This window comes from Amycolatopsis sp. NPDC049868 (assembly GCF_044461365.1).
Classification (GTDB): Bacteria; Actinomycetota; Actinomycetes; order Mycobacteriales; family Pseudonocardiaceae; genus Amycolatopsis.
Window position 1 is genome coordinate 23,696 of the sequence record NZ_JBITKV010000007.1, and the last position, 15,005, is coordinate 38,700.

The 15,005-nt window shown below is 69.7% G+C and carries 16 protein-coding genes; 8 read left to right on the forward strand and 8 right to left on the reverse strand.

The annotated features are described in order from the left end of the window. Positions 1 to 16: 16 nt before the first annotated feature. Entirely contained in the window at positions 17 to 574 is a 558-nt protein-coding gene (locus tag ACIBTM_RS27145; protein ID WP_395879967.1) for a TetR/AcrR family transcriptional regulator, read from the reverse strand. A gap of 72 nt (positions 575 to 646) precedes the next feature. On the opposite strand from ACIBTM_RS27145, the gene ACIBTM_RS27150 reads away from it, so the two are divergent. Continuing rightward, positions 647 to 1,153, forward strand: a complete 507-nt coding sequence (locus ACIBTM_RS27150) for a PaaI family thioesterase (protein ID WP_038510496.1) — start codon at positions 647 to 649, stop codon at positions 1,151 to 1,153. Here ACIBTM_RS27150 and ACIBTM_RS27155 read toward each other — a convergent pair. Both ACIBTM_RS27155 and ACIBTM_RS27160 read right to left on the reverse strand, forming a co-directional pair. Beyond that, positions 1,150 to 1,503 (reverse strand): nuclear transport factor 2 family protein, encoded by a 354-nt coding sequence (locus tag ACIBTM_RS27155; protein ID WP_395879968.1) that lies wholly within the window; start codon positions 1,501 to 1,503, stop codon positions 1,150 to 1,152. The two genes, ACIBTM_RS27150 and ACIBTM_RS27155, sit on opposite strands and share 4 nt — an antisense overlap. Positions 1,504 to 1,557: 54 nt before the next feature. Continuing rightward, a complete protein-coding gene (locus ACIBTM_RS27160; RefSeq protein ID WP_395879969.1) occupies positions 1,558 to 2,040 on the reverse strand; it encodes a MarR family winged helix-turn-helix transcriptional regulator in 483 nt (160 codons plus the stop codon). On the opposite strand from ACIBTM_RS27160, the gene ACIBTM_RS27165 reads away from it, so the two are divergent. Continuing rightward, complete coding sequence (locus ACIBTM_RS27165; RefSeq protein WP_395879971.1) at positions 2,039 to 2,515, forward strand: pyridoxamine 5'-phosphate oxidase family protein; 477 nt, start codon at positions 2,039 to 2,041, stop codon at positions 2,513 to 2,515. The genes ACIBTM_RS27160 and ACIBTM_RS27165 overlap by 2 nt on opposite strands. On the opposite strand, the gene ACIBTM_RS27170 is transcribed toward ACIBTM_RS27165, so the two are convergent. Further along, positions 2,512 to 3,714: an ROK family protein gene (locus ACIBTM_RS27170; protein ID WP_395879972.1), complete on the reverse strand. Its 1,203-nt coding sequence runs from the start codon at positions 3,712 to 3,714 to the stop codon at positions 2,512 to 2,514. The two genes, ACIBTM_RS27165 and ACIBTM_RS27170, sit on opposite strands and share 4 nt — an antisense overlap. Positions 3,715 to 3,921: 207 nt before the next feature. Continuing rightward, positions 3,922 to 4,650, reverse strand: a complete 729-nt coding sequence (locus tag ACIBTM_RS27175; protein WP_395879973.1) for a zf-HC2 domain-containing protein — start codon at positions 4,648 to 4,650, stop codon at positions 3,922 to 3,924. A gap of 58 nt (positions 4,651 to 4,708) precedes the next feature. Here ACIBTM_RS27175 and sigC point away from each other — a divergent pair, with 58 nt between their 5' ends. From sigC to ACIBTM_RS27200, 5 genes are all read left to right on the forward strand, one after another. Beyond that, on the forward strand, positions 4,709 to 5,278 hold the full coding sequence (gene sigC, locus ACIBTM_RS27180) for an RNA polymerase sigma factor SigC (RefSeq protein WP_240593837.1): 570 nt from the start codon (positions 4,709 to 4,711) through the stop codon (positions 5,276 to 5,278). A gap of 179 nt (positions 5,279 to 5,457) precedes the next feature. After that, on the forward strand, positions 5,458 to 7,710 hold the full coding sequence (locus ACIBTM_RS27185) for a molybdopterin cofactor-binding domain-containing protein (RefSeq protein WP_395879974.1): 2,253 nt from the start codon (positions 5,458 to 5,460) through the stop codon (positions 7,708 to 7,710). Between the two features lie 26 nt (positions 7,711 to 7,736). Beyond that, a complete protein-coding gene (locus tag ACIBTM_RS27190) occupies positions 7,737 to 8,192 on the forward strand; it encodes a (2Fe-2S)-binding protein (RefSeq protein ID WP_395879975.1) in 456 nt (151 codons plus the stop codon). A 141-nt stretch (positions 8,193 to 8,333) separates the two neighbouring features. Further along, positions 8,334 to 9,575 (forward strand): PucR family transcriptional regulator, encoded by a 1,242-nt coding sequence (locus ACIBTM_RS27195; RefSeq protein WP_395879976.1) that lies wholly within the window; start codon positions 8,334 to 8,336, stop codon positions 9,573 to 9,575. Positions 9,576 to 9,585: 10 nt separating this feature from the next. Next, complete coding sequence (locus tag ACIBTM_RS27200; RefSeq protein ID WP_395879977.1) at positions 9,586 to 10,398, forward strand: aldo/keto reductase; 813 nt, start codon at positions 9,586 to 9,588, stop codon at positions 10,396 to 10,398. A 284-nt stretch (positions 10,399 to 10,682) separates the two neighbouring features. On the opposite strand, the gene ACIBTM_RS27205 is transcribed toward ACIBTM_RS27200, so the two are convergent. From ACIBTM_RS27205 to ACIBTM_RS27215, 3 genes are read right to left on the reverse strand one after another with little or no spacing between them, the layout of a single operon-like run. Next, positions 10,683 to 11,435 carry a class I SAM-dependent methyltransferase gene (locus ACIBTM_RS27205; protein ID WP_395879978.1) on the reverse strand — a complete coding sequence of 251 codons (753 nt, stop codon included), beginning with the start codon at positions 11,433 to 11,435 and terminating at the stop codon, positions 10,683 to 10,685. Positions 11,436 to 11,479: 44 nt separating this feature from the next. Next, a complete protein-coding gene (gene mgrA, locus ACIBTM_RS27210) occupies positions 11,480 to 12,514 on the reverse strand; it encodes an L-glyceraldehyde 3-phosphate reductase (RefSeq protein ID WP_395879979.1) in 1,035 nt (344 codons plus the stop codon). Between the two features lie 10 nt (positions 12,515 to 12,524). Then, a complete protein-coding gene (locus tag ACIBTM_RS27215; RefSeq protein ID WP_395879980.1) occupies positions 12,525 to 13,481 on the reverse strand; it encodes a helix-turn-helix transcriptional regulator in 957 nt (318 codons plus the stop codon). 62 nt (positions 13,482 to 13,543) lie between these two features. On the opposite strand from ACIBTM_RS27215, the gene ACIBTM_RS27220 reads away from it, so the two are divergent. Beyond that, complete coding sequence (locus ACIBTM_RS27220) at positions 13,544 to 14,989, forward strand: MFS transporter (protein WP_395879981.1); 1,446 nt, start codon at positions 13,544 to 13,546, stop codon at positions 14,987 to 14,989. The last annotated feature ends 16 nt before the right edge of the window (positions 14,990 to 15,005 follow it).

Genomic DNA, 15,005 nt, shown 5'->3' on the forward strand with positions numbered 1-15,005 from the left:
TGGCCGCTCGGCTTCGTCAGGCGGCGCGGACCACGAGCGCGACGTGCCGCGCGGCCCGGTCCAGCGGTTCCGGCGACCGGTGGACCCGGCTCACCAGCAGCGCGCCTTCGAGGTTGTTCATGATGGCCGTGGCGACGTCTTCGGGATCCTTGACATCGCTGAGCAGTTCGACGAGGAGCGCGTGCCAGGCGGCGAACGCGTCCTGGCACGCCTTGGTGATGACGGGCGAGGCGTGCGCCATCTCCAGCGTGATCGTGGCGAGCGGGCAGCCACCGCGGTAGTCGTCGGCGGCCAGCGCTTCACCCGCCTTGCGATACCACCAGGCGACGGCGTCTTCGACGGTCTCGGTGCGCTCGAAAGCGCGGCGGACCGTCTTCGACACGACGGCGGTGCCGAGTTCGATCGCGGCGACCGCGAGTTGCTCCTTGCCGCCGGGGAAGTGGTGGTATGCCGACCCCCACGGCGTACCGGCCTGCTCGACCAGCCGCCGCCACGAGGTCGCCTGGTAGCCCTCGCGGCGGAAGAGCGTCATCGCGGTGGAGATCATCCGCTCGCGAGTGGTGGTGTCGGACACGCGTCTCAGCATAGTCCTTGACTAGGACGACCGTCTTAGGAAAGCCTAGGACGATCGTCTTAGGAGGCCGCCATGACCATCGACGTCACCGGACAGACCAGGCAGAAGACCGTGACCTGGCAGGATCCGCTGCCCACCGCCCGGCTCGGCCGGGAGCTGTCCGGGCTCGAGTACCTGACCGGTATCGCCGAGGGCCGGATCCCGCCCGCGCCGATCTCGGCGCATTTCGGCATGCGCTGGGTGAGCGTGGCCGAGGGGGACGTCGTGATCGCCGCGACGCCGGACGAGTCGCTCTACAACCCGATCGGCACCGTGCACGGCGGGGTCGCGGCGACCCTGCTGGATTCGGCGGTGGCGTGCGCGGTGCACTCGACCCTGCCCGCCGGAGTCGGCTACACCTCGGTGGAGCTGAAGGTGAACTACCTGCGCGCCATTTCCGGTTCGGTGGGGGAGATCCGCGCGCACGGCTGGGTGGTGAAGGCCGGTTCGCGCGTCGCGTTCGCCGAGGGCGACATCCGTGACGGGCAGGGCAAGGTGCTCGCGACCGCGTCGAGCACCTGCCTGATCATCAAGCCCTAGAACATCTCGGTGCCCGGCGGGACGGGCTGCTTGACGTCCCAGTGCTCCACGATGAGCCCGTCTTCCACTCGCACGATGTCGACGACGGCCGTCCCGGTGTCTTCGCCCGGCAGGACGAAGTGCAGGTGCACGACGACGTGATCGTCGTCCGCGATCACGCGTTTCACCGAGACGTCGGCGCCGGCCATCGGTGAGTTCCGCATCGCTTCGACGAAAGCGTCACGGCCGGAGGGGAAACCCGGGCTGTGGGTGACGAAATCCGGGTGCACGTTCGCGCTCGCGGCGGCGAAATCCTTGTGCACGAACAAGTTCTCGAAACACTCGACGACGATCTTCTTGGCTGTGGTCATGAAGGCATCGTTCCGCGCGGGTCCGCCGCCGTCGATTACCGCGGAGGTAATGCCTCACAGCGGCGGACGGACCCGGCGGCCGCGGATCGCTTCCGGTTCGCCGTAACGGCCGAGGATCCCGGCCAGTAACGCTTTCGCGTCCGCGACCCGCTCTTCGCCGAACTCGGTGGTGACCTCCTTTTCCAGTGCGGCCCGGTGTTTCCGCGAGGCTTCGACGGCGCTTTCGGCTTTTTCCGTCAGGTGCAGCAGACGAGTCCGCGCGTCGGCTGGATCTGGCTCGCGCCACAGCAGGCCCCGGCGTTCCAGCTCGGCGACCGCCTTCGACGCCGCCTGCTGGGTCACGCCCATCCGTTCGGCGAGCGCGGAGATCGACAGCGGTCCCGCGAGTACGTGCTGGAACACGACGCCGTCGTTGAACCGCAGTTCGCCGAGGCCCTCGGCGGTCAGTCTCCGCTGGACCTCCCCGCCCATCGCCCAGCCCGCGAACAGTGAGACGAGTGACAGGTCGAGGCTCGACGGAGTAGGATCCACAACCATGGTTGTGGAATCTAGCACGCCGCCGCCCGAGGTGTCGGCGGAGTTCGTCCGCGTCGCCCATCGTGTGGTCTGGTGCACGCTCGCGACCGTCGACCGGCGGGGCAGGCCGAGATCCCGGGTGGTGCACCCGATCTGGGAGGAACGCGACGCCCGCCTCGTCGGGCACCTGTTCACCCGGCCGACGCCGCTGAAGAAGGCGCACCTGGCGCGTACGCCGTTCGTCTCGTGTTCGTACTGGGATCCGGCGCACGAGGTCGCTGTCGCCGAATGCGGCGCCGCCTACGCCGACGACGAGGAGACCCGGCGGCACCTGTGGCGACTGGCGTCGGAAACGCCGGAGCCGCTGGGCTTCGACCCGAAGATCATGGGCGGTGCGGACCCGCTGGACCCGGGCATCACCGTGCTGCGGCTGACGCCGTGGCGGATCAGCGTCGCCGGTCAGGCATGGAGGGCCGCTCCGATGGCGACCACTTAGGCCGCGCCGACCTTGCGTTCGAAGACCAGCCCCTCGGCGGCGCGCAGGCCGACGCTGATCGCGCCGGTCAGCACCCCGTCGTCGCCCAGTTCGCCCTGGACGACCGCCGGGACCAGGGGAGTGAACGAGCGCAGGGCACGGTCGATCGGGTCGAGCAGCAGATCGGCCGCGGTGCCGATGCCGCCGCCGAGCACGATCAGTTCGGGGTCGATCACCGCCGCCACCGACGCCACCGTGTACGCGAGCCTGTCGGCCTCCGCCTCGACGGCACGCAGGGCGAGCTCGTCGCCGTCGCGGGCGAGCCGGAAGACCTCGCGGGCCGATTTCGCCGTGCCGAGGCCGAGTTCGCGCGCGCCGCGCACGACGGACTGCGCCGCCGTCGCCTCTTCGAGGTGGCCGCGGACCGGCGGGGCGTCCTCGCCCTCGCCCGCCGCGTGCGACTGGCCGTAGGGCAGGTAGCCGATCTCGCCCGCCGCGCCCGTCGCGCCGCGGAAGACCTGGCCGTTGACCATCACGCCCATCCCGACGCCGGTGCCGATGGTGACGCAGCCGAACACGGACGCGCCGCGCGCGGCACCGCGTTCCCATTCGCCGACGGCGGTGAGGTTCGCGTCGTTCTCGACCATGAGATCCGGGCCGAGGACGCCTTCGAGTTCGTCGAGCAGGCCGGCCTTGCCCCAGCCGGGCAGGTTCGGCGCGTGCCGGAAGCAGCGTTTGTCCGGGTCGGCGACGCCGGGGGAGCCGAGGACCCGCACGACGATGTCCGTCTGCGACAGTCCCGCTTCGCGCACCGTCGCCGCCGCGAGGGCGCCAACGGCACTGACGAGCGCGGTGCCCGAACGCGAGGTGTTCCGCTCGTCACGGCGGGCGACCACGGTGTGGCCGAGATCCGAGACGGCGACGCGGAGGTGCTCGCGTCCGATGTCGACACCGAGGACGTAGCCCGCCGTGGGATCCGCTTCGTAGAGGACGGCGGACCGGCCGGTGCCGGTCGAGGTGTGCCCGGTCGCCCTGGCGAGACCGGCCGCTTCGAGCGCCAGTAACGCTTGGCTCACCGTGGGTTTCGACAGACCGGTGTCCTTGGCGACCTGAGGTCGCGTCGCCGGGCCGCTGCGGCGCAGAAGGTCCAGCACGGCGCGCTGATTGATCTTCCGCATCCCGGCGGGGGTGCCGACGGGTGGGATTCCTGCGCCAACCACGAGCTTCGCCTCCTGTCGAACCAAGGTGTTCCACCAAAGTTATCCGCCTCCGGCCCGAAATGGGCAAGAAGGTTTACATTCGGTGGTTCCAGGCGACGATAAACGGGTCCGCGCCGCGAATCGCGCACGCCGCGCGCGAAAAACCGTGATTCACCCGGTATTCGGGCGCGTGCTCCCAGTGACCGAAAATGGTTCAGACCAAGGGGTTCAGGCGACGTGGCGGCTCGCCGGCCGCCGGAATCCCCTGTGCTGGCGAGGTCGTTCGGGGGTTTCGCCGGTCTCGTGGTCCGTTTCCGCGTAGTGGGAATCGGGGTGGTCGGCCGTCGTCGCCGGGCTGGGCCGGTTGCGCAGCCGGTGCTGCCGGTTCACCACGTACAGCAACAGCAGTCCGGCGACGACCAGCCCATGGGTGAGCACGCGTCCGGCGGTCACCTGACCGGTGACGAGGTCGCCCGCCGACAACGCCAGGAGGAGCGCGACGAAACCGGTCAGCGCGGGCAGCTGCCCGGACGCCGCCTTCGTGCGGACGGCCGCCCAGCCGAGACCGACGCCGACGGCGAGGTTCCACGCACTGCTTTCGTGGGAAAGGTGCCCGATCAGGGATTCCGTACCGTGACCGGCGCCGTGGTCTTCGACACCCAGCAGCTGGGCGAAGGCGAGGCCGAGCTGCGCGATCGCGACCAGCGCGAGCGCGATCCTGGCCGGCCAGCCCTCGCCCGGCGGGGCGGGGGTGCGTTCGAGGATGACGGCGGTGAGGTCCGGAACCGGGGGAGCCGGGCGCAGCAACATCGTCCGGTGCAGCCGTTCGGCGCGCGAGAGCCACGACCGGCAGGCGGCGCAACCGGCCACATGCCGGTCGACCGCCTCGGGCGGAGCGGGTTCGGTTTCGCCGTCGAGCCGGGCGGAAAGGGCCTCGCGGCAGGTCTCGCACTTCACATCTCACTTGTCGGGCGCGGGCCTGCCCCGGTTCCCGGGACGCTGCTACGTTTCTCGTATGGCCGGGGCGCGCAACCACGACGACGAGCGGGTGACCGAGCTCGCTCTCGCCGCCGCCCGCGGCGACCGGCGGGCGCTCGAGGACTGGGTGCGTGCCACTCAGGCCGACGTCTGGCGCTTCGTCGCGCATCTCGCCGACGTCGGCGCCGCGGACGATCTCACCCAGGAGACGTACCTGCGCGCGTTCGGCAGCCTGCGCCGGTTCGCCGGCCGGTCGTCTTCGCGGACCTGGCTCCTGTCGATCGCGCGCCGCGTCGTCGTCGACCGCATCCGGGCGGCTTCGGCGCGCCCGAAGCTCGCCGACGTCGACTGGGAGGCCACCGCCGAACGCCGCGGCGCCCGCCAGGCCGAGGGTGTCGCCGGCTTCGAAGACCTGGTGGAGCTGCGGATGCTGCTCGACGGGCTCGACCCGGAGCGGCGTGAGGTCCTCGTCCTCACCCAGGTGCTGGGCCTTTCCTACGCCGAGGCCGCCGAGATCTGCGGCTGCCCGGTCGGCACCGTGCGCTCACGTATCGCCCGTGCCCGCGAAGACCTGCTCGAAGCGGGCCGGGAGCGCGACTCCATCTGACGCCCACTGTGGCGCGTCACACATTTGAGCCCCTACGCTGTGATCTCGTCACACAGATGGGGCGACGCGACTACTCCGCGTTGACTAGGCCGAATGCCGATGCCTAGCGTGTCGCCATCCAACCCCAGGCCGCGCGAGGGTCCCCGCCTTCTCCGCGCGCTCTCGAAGGGATCTTCCCGATGGCCAGTCCCACCACCGCTGAGGGCCACGGCAATGAGGCTCCGGACCCCGGAGGCCTCGGCCGCCGCCGGTTCCTGACCTACCTCGTCGCCGCACCCACCCTCACGATCGCCACGAAGATCGGTATCGACACCTTCGCGCCCGAAGAGGCCGAAGCCGTCATCCCGACCCCGCCGGGCCCCGCCGAGATCCTCGACCTCGGCGACGTGCTGATCTTGTCGAACGCCCCCACCGCCAACCTGCTCGTCCTCGAAGTCCGCGAAGACGGCCGGGTACGGCTGGAGCTGCCGCGGACCGAGGTCGGCCAGGGCATCACCACGGCGAACGCGATGCTGGTCGCCGAAGAAATGGACCTCCCGCTCGACCAGGTCGACGTCGTCCTCTCCGACGCCCGCCCGGAGCTGCTGTTCAACCAGCTGACCGGCGGTTCCAACACGATGCGCTCGCTCTACACCCCGGTGCGGACCGCGGCGGCCGCCGCCCGCGCCCGCCTGGTCGCGACCGCCGCGCGGCAATGGGGCGCCAAGGCCGACCGGCTGTCCACAAGGGACGGTGCGGTGATCGCCCCCGACGGCCGCCGCGCGGACTACGGCGCGCTGGCCAAACCGGCCGCCCGCGCCGACCTCGGCAAGCTCACCGCGACCCCGAAGGCCGAGTCCACGCACAAGCTGGTCGGCACGCCGCAGTCGCGCAAGGACGCCCGCGCGATGGTCACCGGGCAGCTGAAGTACACCCTCGACCTGGACGTCCCCGGCGCGAAGCCGGTCATGGTCCGCCGCCCGCCGACCATCAACGGCACGGTCGCGAAGGTGAACAACGAGGCCGCCGTCCGCGCGATGCCGGGCATCATCGACATCGCGGTCATCAAAACCGGGGTAGCGGTGATGGCCGAGACGTTCGGCCAGGCGCTGGACGGCAAGAACGCCCTCGACGTCAGCTGGAACGGCGGCACCGTCGACGGTGAGAACAACGCGACGATCAAGAAGAAGCTGCAGGCCGCGGCGCTCCCGTTCGTCGTGCCGCCGCTGCTGACCCAGTACGTCGACGGCGAGTTCGACTTCGCCTTCGCCAGCCACGCCCCGCTGGAGACCAACTCGGCGGTCGCCGACGTCCGTGAGGACGGCGCGACGATCTGGTCCGGGATGAAGGTGCCGATCCTCGCGAAGCAGAACATCGCGCAGGAACTCGGGCTGCCCGAGAACAAGGTCACCGTGCATGTCCAGCAGGCGGGCGGATCGTTCGGCCGCCGGCTGTTCTCCGACGGCGCCATCGAGGCCGCACGCGCCTCCAAGGCGTTCAAGCGGCCGGTGCGGCTGATGTGGAGCCGCATCGACGACATGCGGCACGGCCGCGCCCGTGCCGCGAGCCACCACAAGATCCGCGCCACCTTCGCCCTCGGCCAGGTGCTCACCTTCGAACACCGCGTCGCCAGTGTGGAGACCGACTGGAGCCACGGGCTCGGCGAGGTACTCACGGCGTTCGCCTCCGAACTGCCCGTCGGCGGCAACCTGAGCTTCGCGCAGACGGTGTTCCTGCTGACGGTGAAGTCGCCGTACAACTTCGGCGTCACCACGCAACTGCTCAACGAGGTGCCCGTGGACTTCCACACCGGTGCCTGGCGGTCGGTGTACTCGTCGAGCACGCGCGGCGCGGAAGAGATGATGGTCGACGAGATCGCCGCGAAGCTCGGCAAGGACCCGGTGGAGTTCCGGCGCGAGTTCATCAAGAACGATCGGCAGCGCGCCGTGCTGGACAAGGTCGCGGAACTCGGCGAGTGGGGCAAGAAGATGCCCGCCGGCTTCGCGCAGGGGGTCGCCGTGCACGGCGAGTACAAGTCGTACACCGCCTGCCTCGTCGAAATGGACGCCCGCGACCCGAAGAAGCCGCGCGTCACCAAGGCGACCATCGCGGTCGACGTCGGCAAGCCGATCAACCCGCGCGGGATCGAGGCGCAGATGCTCGGCGGCCTGACCGACGGCATCTCCACCACGCTGACCGCGGGTCTGCATATCGACAAGGGGCTTCCGCTGGAGGGCAGCTACTCGCAGTTCCACTACGCGCGGCAGAAGAACTCGCCGATGGACGTCAAGGTGTTCGTCATGCCGGAGACGGGCGAGATCGGCGGTGCCGGGGAGCTCGGCGTGCCCGCGCCGGTCGGCGCGATCGGGAACGCCTACGCGCGGGCGACCGGGATCAAACCGCGCAGCTTCCCGATCAACTTCCCCGTCGACTTCGAACCCTTCCCCCGCTGACTTTCCTTCCCCGCCAAGGAGTTCCGATGCCCAATTACACCTTCACGGTGAACGGGAAGACCGTCACCGTCGACGCGCCCGCGGATCTGCCCATGCTGTGGGCGCTGCGGGACAAGCTCGGCGTCCGCGGCCCGAAGTACGGCTGCGGGATCAACGTCTGCAAGGCCTGCACCAGTCACCTCGACGGCGAGGCGTTCAACCCGTGCGTGACGCCCGTGTCCGACTGCTCGGGCAAGGAGGTCACCACGATCGAAGGCCTCGCCGACGGTGAGAATCTGCACCCGGTGCAGGAGGCCTGGCTGGAGCAGGACGTCGCGCAGTGCGGCTACTGCCAGCCCGGGCAGATCATGGCCGCGGTGGCGCTGCTGAAGAAGACGAAGAACCCGACGGACGCCGAGATCGACGCGATCCAGAACGTCTGCCGGTGCGGTACCTACTTCCGGATCCGCGAAGCCATCAAGAGCGCGGCCGCGAAAATGTGAGAATCCCGCTGGTGCGGCGGAAATCCCGAGTTTTCGCCGCATCAGCGGGGCGGTAAGGCTTCGGCAGGCCGCCGCCGGGGAAGTCGTGTTAGATGACGGCCCCAGGGACTCGACGAGGAGTCCCTGCCCCGGAGGACGTCCATGCACTACGAAACTGTGCTCCGCGAAGGCTCGGCCGTCATCGTCGCCGAACTGGCGGGCGAGGTCGAAAAACAGCTGCCAGGACTCATCGACGCCACCGTCGACCAGATCCGCGCCGAAATGCCGGTGTACCGCGACGCGCAGTTCGTCTCCCCCGCCGAACTGCGGACGTCGGTGCGGAACAACCTCGAGTTCGTCATGCGAACCCTGCGCGGCACGGAGGCACCCGACCTCGCGCAGGCGCGGGCGACCGGGCGCGCGCGGGCGTTGCAGGGCGCGCCGCTGCCGGAACTCCTGCGGGCCTACCGGATCGGGCTCACCGAGGTGTGGAACCGGTTCGTCGAACTGACCGCCTCCGGCGAGCATCAGGACCTCCGCGGCCTCGTCGCCGCGACGTCGGCGATCTGGGCGCTGATCGACGACTACGCCGAGGCGCTGACGACGACCTACCGCGACACCACCGCCGAAGTCATGCTGGCGCACCAAAGCCGGCGCTCGGCCTTGGTCGAGGCGCTGTTCGCCGGCGGCGCGGCCACCGAAGGCACGCTGTGGGACATCGCGCGCGTGCTGGAACTCTCGCTCGACGGGACCTATGTGGTCGTCGCGGCGGAGACCCCGCGCGTCGGACACGAACCGTTGCCACAGATCGAAAACCGGCTTCGCGAACGACATCACGCGTCCGCCTGGCGGCTCACGCCGGACCTGCAGGTCGGCGTGGTCTCGATGCGGGATCCGGCGGCGTCCCAGGTGATTATCGAGCTGCTGCGGGAGAACCAGACCGGCCGGATCGGTGTCAGCCCGGTGTTCACCGGGCTCGGGAACACCTCCCGCGCCCTGCACCTCGCGCGGGTCGCGCTCTCCAGCATGATGCCGGGGACGACGGGAATGGTGCAGTTCAACGAATCCCCGCTCGCCGGTCTCGTCGCCAGCGCGCCGGAGGCGTCGGTCCAGCTCGCGCACCACGTGCTCCGGCCGATCCTGGAGCTGCCCGGCGACGACCGGAACGTGCTGCTGCTCACGGTGCGGGCGTGGTTCGAATGCCAGGGCTCCACGAAGCTGACGTCGGAACGGATGTTCTGTCACCCCAACACGATCCGGCACCGGCTGAAGCGGATCTCCGAGGAACTGGGCCGTTCGCTGACCGACCCGGCCGACATCGCCGAACTCGGCGCGGCCCTGCGCGCGCTCCACATGTTCCCGGATACCTCGCATCTGCCCTCGCCGCGGGACCCGCTGCGCTAGGTTTCCCGGCATGGAACAGTTCGCCATCGGCGGAGACCTGCCCGTACGCCGTCTCGGCTTCGGCGCCATGCGTCTGCCGACCGAACCCGGGCCCGCGCGTGAGGCGTCCATCGCCTTGGCGCGCAGGGCTGTGGAACTCGGCATCACCCTGATCGACACCGCGCATCTGTACGGCGGCGGCGCCAACGAGGAACTTCTCGCGGAAGCGCTGTACCCGTACCCGGAAGATCTGGTGGTCACCACCAAGGTCGGCGTCGTGCGGACCGGGGACGACTGGAAGTACGACGGACGGCCGGAATCCCTGCGTGTGCAGGTGGACGAGGGGTTGCGGCGGCTGCGGGTCGAACGGATCGAGCTGCTGCAGCTGCACCGCATCGACCCGGAGACCCCGCTGGCCGACCAGCTCGGCGCGCTGCGGGAACTGCGCGACGAGGGCAAGCTCGGCCGGATCGGGCTGTCCGAGGTCACCGTGGACGAACTCGCGCGGGCACGGGAGATCGTGGACATCGCGAGCGTGCAGAACCGGTACAGCCTCCTCGATCGCGAGCACGAAGCGGTGCTGGACGCGTGCGAGGCGGCCGGGATCGCTTTCCTGCCTTGGCGTCCGGTACACGGCGCCGCGTCCTCCGCCGGCGCCGCGCTCGCGGCCGTCGCTTCGGAACTCGGCGTGACCACGGCGCAGGCCGGGCTCGCGTGGCTGCTCGCGCGGTCGCCGGTGATCCTGCCGATCCCGGGGACGGCGAAGATCGCGCACCTGGAGGAGAACTTCGCCGCCGCGTCGGTCAAGCTGACCGACGAGCACCTGGAGCGCTTGGCTTCGTGAGTGGTAAGGACGACCATCGCCGTGCTTACCTCTGAGGTACGTGAAGGCCCCCTTCCTGTACATAGGCGCAAGGATGGGGGCCTTCATGTACTGGGGAAGGTGTGAAGGTCGAGTTTCCTCGGCTGAGCCGAGGGAAGGGGGTCCTTCACGCGCTACCACTGTGACTGCTGGGGCTGGTGTTGTTGCTGAGGCTGCGGGTGGCGATCGCGTAGTCCGTGAAGGCCTCCTTTACTACCTTCAGGGTAGGCAAGGAGGCCTTCACGGACCCTTGGTTCTGACCGTCCTCACCACTCGCGGGGCTTGACGGCCTCCACGAGCACCCGCCGGGAGTGCGCGACGAACTTCCCGTCGGTCTCGATCAGCCGATGGAGTTCCGCGAGCTTGTCGCGGTACTTCCCGACCTCGAATCCCGGCACGATCCAGATCACCTTCCGGAGGAAGTGGACGATCGCGGCGAGGTCGAAGAACTCCATCCGCAGTTTCGCCGGTTCGAGTCGCTCCACCCGGAGCCCGACGGCTTCCGCCTCGACGCGCAGCACGTCGGGCGTCCAGCCGCCGTAGTCCTGCGGGCCGAGGAAGAACTCCTTCAGTTCCCGCACGGTGCCGGCGCCGATCTGCTGCGACAGGAAGGTGCCGCCCGGACGCAGCACGCGGGCGATCTCCCGCCACGGGTTCTCGATCGGATGGCGGCTGCTCACCAGGTCGAAGGACTCGTCGGGGAAGGGCAGCGGCGCGTCGTACTCGGCCTCGACGACTTCGCCGCCCAGCGGCGCGAGGGTCTTCCGGGCCACGTCGACGTTCGGCGGCCAGCCTTCGGTGGCGGCGAGGACCGGCGGCGGTTTCGGGATGCCCGCGAGCACCTCGCCGCCGCCGGTCTGCAGGTCCAGCCCCGCCGAAGCCGCCGCCATCCGTTCGCCGAGCAACCGCGAGTAGCCCCACGGCGGCCGTTCCTCCGTGGCCCGGCCTTCGAACCACGAGAAGTCCCAGCCTTCGACCGGGACGGCTTCTCCTTCGGCGAGCAGATCTTCGAAAGTCATTCCCGCAGTCTCGGCTCCCCAGCCCGGTGGGGCAACGCGATTAGCTAGCCCGCGTCGGTCGAGCGCTTCCAGAGGTTGATGTCGGCCTCGGTGGCGTAGCGGTCGATCTCGGCCAGCTCCTCGTTCGTGAAATGCAGGTTCTTCAGCGCGCCGACGTTGTCCTCCAGTTGGGCGACGCTGCTCGCGCCGATCAGCACCGACGTCATCCGCGGGTCGCGCAGGCCCCACGCGAGCGCGAGCTGCGCCAGCGTCTGACCGCGTCGCCGAGCGATCTCGTTCAGTGCCCGGATCTTGCCGAGGGTGTTCTCGGTGATCGTGTCCGGGTTGAGCGACTTCCCTTGCGCCGCACGGGAATTCTCGGGAACGCCGTCGAGGTAGCGGCTGGTCAGCAGCCCCTGCGCCAGCGGCGAGAAGGCGATGCAGCCCGCGCCTTCGGCTTCGAGCGTGTCGAGCAGTTTGTCGCCTTCGAGCCAGCGGTTGAACATCGAGTACGACGGCTGGTGGATCAGCAGCGGAGTGCCCAGTTCGCGCAGGAGCCGGGCGGCCTCGGCGGTCTTCTCCGACGAGTACGACGAGATGCCGACGTACAGCGCGCGCCCGGACCGGACGGCGGTGTCGAGCGCGCCGACCGTCTCTTCGAGCGGCGTCTCGGGGTCGAAACGGTGCGAGTAGAAGATGTCGACGTAGTCCAGGCCCATCCGGCCGAGCGATTGGTCCAAAGAGGACAGCAGGTACTTGCGCGAGCCCCATTCGCCGTACGGGCCGGGCCACATGTCGTAGCCCGCCTTGGTCGAGATGACCAATTCGTCCCGGTACGGCTTGAAGTCCGACGCCAGCAGCCTGCCGAAGTTCTCCTCCGCCGAGCCGTAGGGCGGGCCGTAGTTGTTGGCGAGGTCGAAATGGGTGATGCCCAGGTCGAACGCGCGCCGCGCGATGTCCCGCTGCGTGCCCAGCGGCTTGTCGTTCCCGAAGTTGTGCCACAGGCCCAGCGAGATCGCGGGCAGCTTCAGGCCGCTGCGCCCGGTGCGGCGGTAGGGGATGCTCTCGTATCGGCCCTCGGCCGCGACATAGGTGCTCACGGGCCCGATGCTAGCCGCCGGAAGCGCGGGAGAAGAGCGCGGCGACGGTGCCGAGGTGATCTTTGAACGCCGAGGGGCTCTCGACCTCGAACGGCGCGCCGATGGCGGCGAGGATCAGCACGGGCCAGTCGAAGGTGTCGACGTTCATCGTCAGGCGGCAGGACGTCTCGTCGATCGCTTCGAGCGCGCCGCCGAGGTACCGCACCGCCGATTCGACCCGGTCCTTCGGCGCTTCGACCCGGACGACCAGTGTGTGCGTGGTCGGCCTCGCCTTGATCTGGGCCTCGACGAACTTCACCGCGTCGCCGCCGGGGATCTCGCGCGGCCGGTAGCGGGCACCGGTGGTGCGCGGCTCGCTGAGCCTGTCGACGCGGAAGGTGCGCCAGTCCACCCGGTCGAGGTCCCACGCCACCAGATACCAGCGCCGTCCGAGCGAGACGAGCCGGTGCGGCTCGACCAGCCGCGCGGACTCCTCGCCGCCGCGCGCCGCGTAGTCGAATTTCAGCCGCTCGTCGTCGCGGCACGCCTGCGCGATCACCGTCAGGCTGGCGGCGTTGACCCGGGGGCCCGTGACGGCCGCCGGCGTCGCGTACGCCTGGAGCGCGTCGACACGCCTGCGCAGCCGGGGCGGCATCACCTGGACGACCTTCGTCAACGCCCGGACCGACGTCTCCTCGATGCCTTCCACGGAACCGCCCGCCGCCGTCCGGAGGCCGACCGCGATCGCCACGGCCTCCTCGTCGTCCAGCAGCAGCGGCGGCATGACCGTGCCGGACCGCAGCTGGTAGCCGCCCGCGACGCCGCGGCTCGCGTTGACCGGATAGCCCAGCTCGCGGAGCCGTTCGACATCGCGCCGCAGCGTCCGTTCGCTCACTTCGAGCTTGTCGCTCAGCTCGATCCCCGACCAGAAGCGGTGTGTCTGCAGCAGGGAGAGCAACCGCAGCATCCGCGCACTCGTGTTCGCCATGAATCCAGGTTCGCTCCGATTCCGGTCAGAAAGTGGCCGGAATTGACTTTAGCGTTGTTCCCATGACGATGACACTGGACACCCCGAGCGGCGTGACCTCGGAAAACACCCTCGCGCCGAAGCCGTATCGCTGGCGCTGGCCCGCGCTGTTCGTGATCCTGACCGGCTCGGTGATGGAACTGCTCGACATGACGGTCACGAGCATCGCCGGACCGGTCATGCGGGCGTCGCTCGGCGGCGGCACGGCGATGATCCAGTGGCTCGGCGTCGCCTACACCCTCGCGATGGTGTCCGGTCTGCTCACCGGCGGGCGGCTCGGCGACATCTTCGGCCGCAAACGCATGTTCCTGATCGGCGCGATCGGCTTCGTCGTCGGCTCGCTGTTCTGCGCGGTCGCGGTGAACCCCGAGATGATCATCACCGCGCGGGTGGTGCAGGGCCTCTTCGGTGCCGCGATGGTGCCGCAGGGCCTCGGCATGATGAAGGAGATGTTCGCGGGCAAGGAACTCCAGTCCGCGTTCGGCATGTTCGGCCCGGTGATGGGCCTCGCCGCGGTCGGCGGCCCGATCCTCGCGGGCTGGCTGGTCGACGCCGATCTCTTCGGCACCGGCTGGCGGATGATCTTCCTGATCAACCTCCCGATCGGCGCGCTGGCCGTGCTCGCCGCGCTGAAGTTCCTTCCCGAGTCCCGTCCCGGCGGTTCGCTCACCCTCGACATCCCCGGCGCGCTGCTCGCGACCACCGGCGCGTTGCTGATCGTCTTCCCGCTGGTGCAGGGGCGTGAGTACGGCTGGCCGTTGTGGACGTTCGCGATGATGGCCGCCGCGGTCGTGGTGTTCGGTGTGTTCGCGTGGTTCGAGAAGCGCAAGAGCCGTCGAGGTGGTGACCCGCTGGTCGAGCCCAGCCTGTTCCGCAAGCGCAGCTTCCTCGCCGGGATGGCCACCGGGACGATCTACTTCGCGGCGTTCTCCGGTTTCGGTCTGGTCTTCACGCTGTACCTGCAGCTCGGGCTCGGTTTCTCGCCGCTCAAGGCCGGGCTGACCGGGGTGCCGATGTCGCTGGGGATGATCGTCGGGATGGGCCTGGTGCAGGCGGTGCGCAAACACGGCCGCAAGGTGCTGCACACCGGCGCGCTGATCATGACCGCCGGGGTGGTCGCGTTGCTGCTGCTCCTCGGCCCGGAGACGGGTCCGTGGCTGATCGCGCCGGCGTTGCTGGTGGTCGGGATCGGCTCCGGGCTGATCATGGGGCCGTACTTCGAGATCGCCCTGTCCGGGGTGGAACCGGCGGAGGCCGGATCGGCGTCGGGCGCGCTGACGTCGCTCCAGCAGGTCGGCGGCGCACTCGGGCTCGCGCTGCTGGGCACGGTGTTCTTCGACGCCGGGACCGCCGACCCGACCGACGCCGCCCAGCGGACGTTCTGGGTGGTCGCGGTGATGGTGATGCTCACCTTCGCGGTCGGGTTCCTGCTGCCGAAGCGGATCCGCGACGTAGAGTCGGCCGGGTAGGCGATCGAGCTGGGAG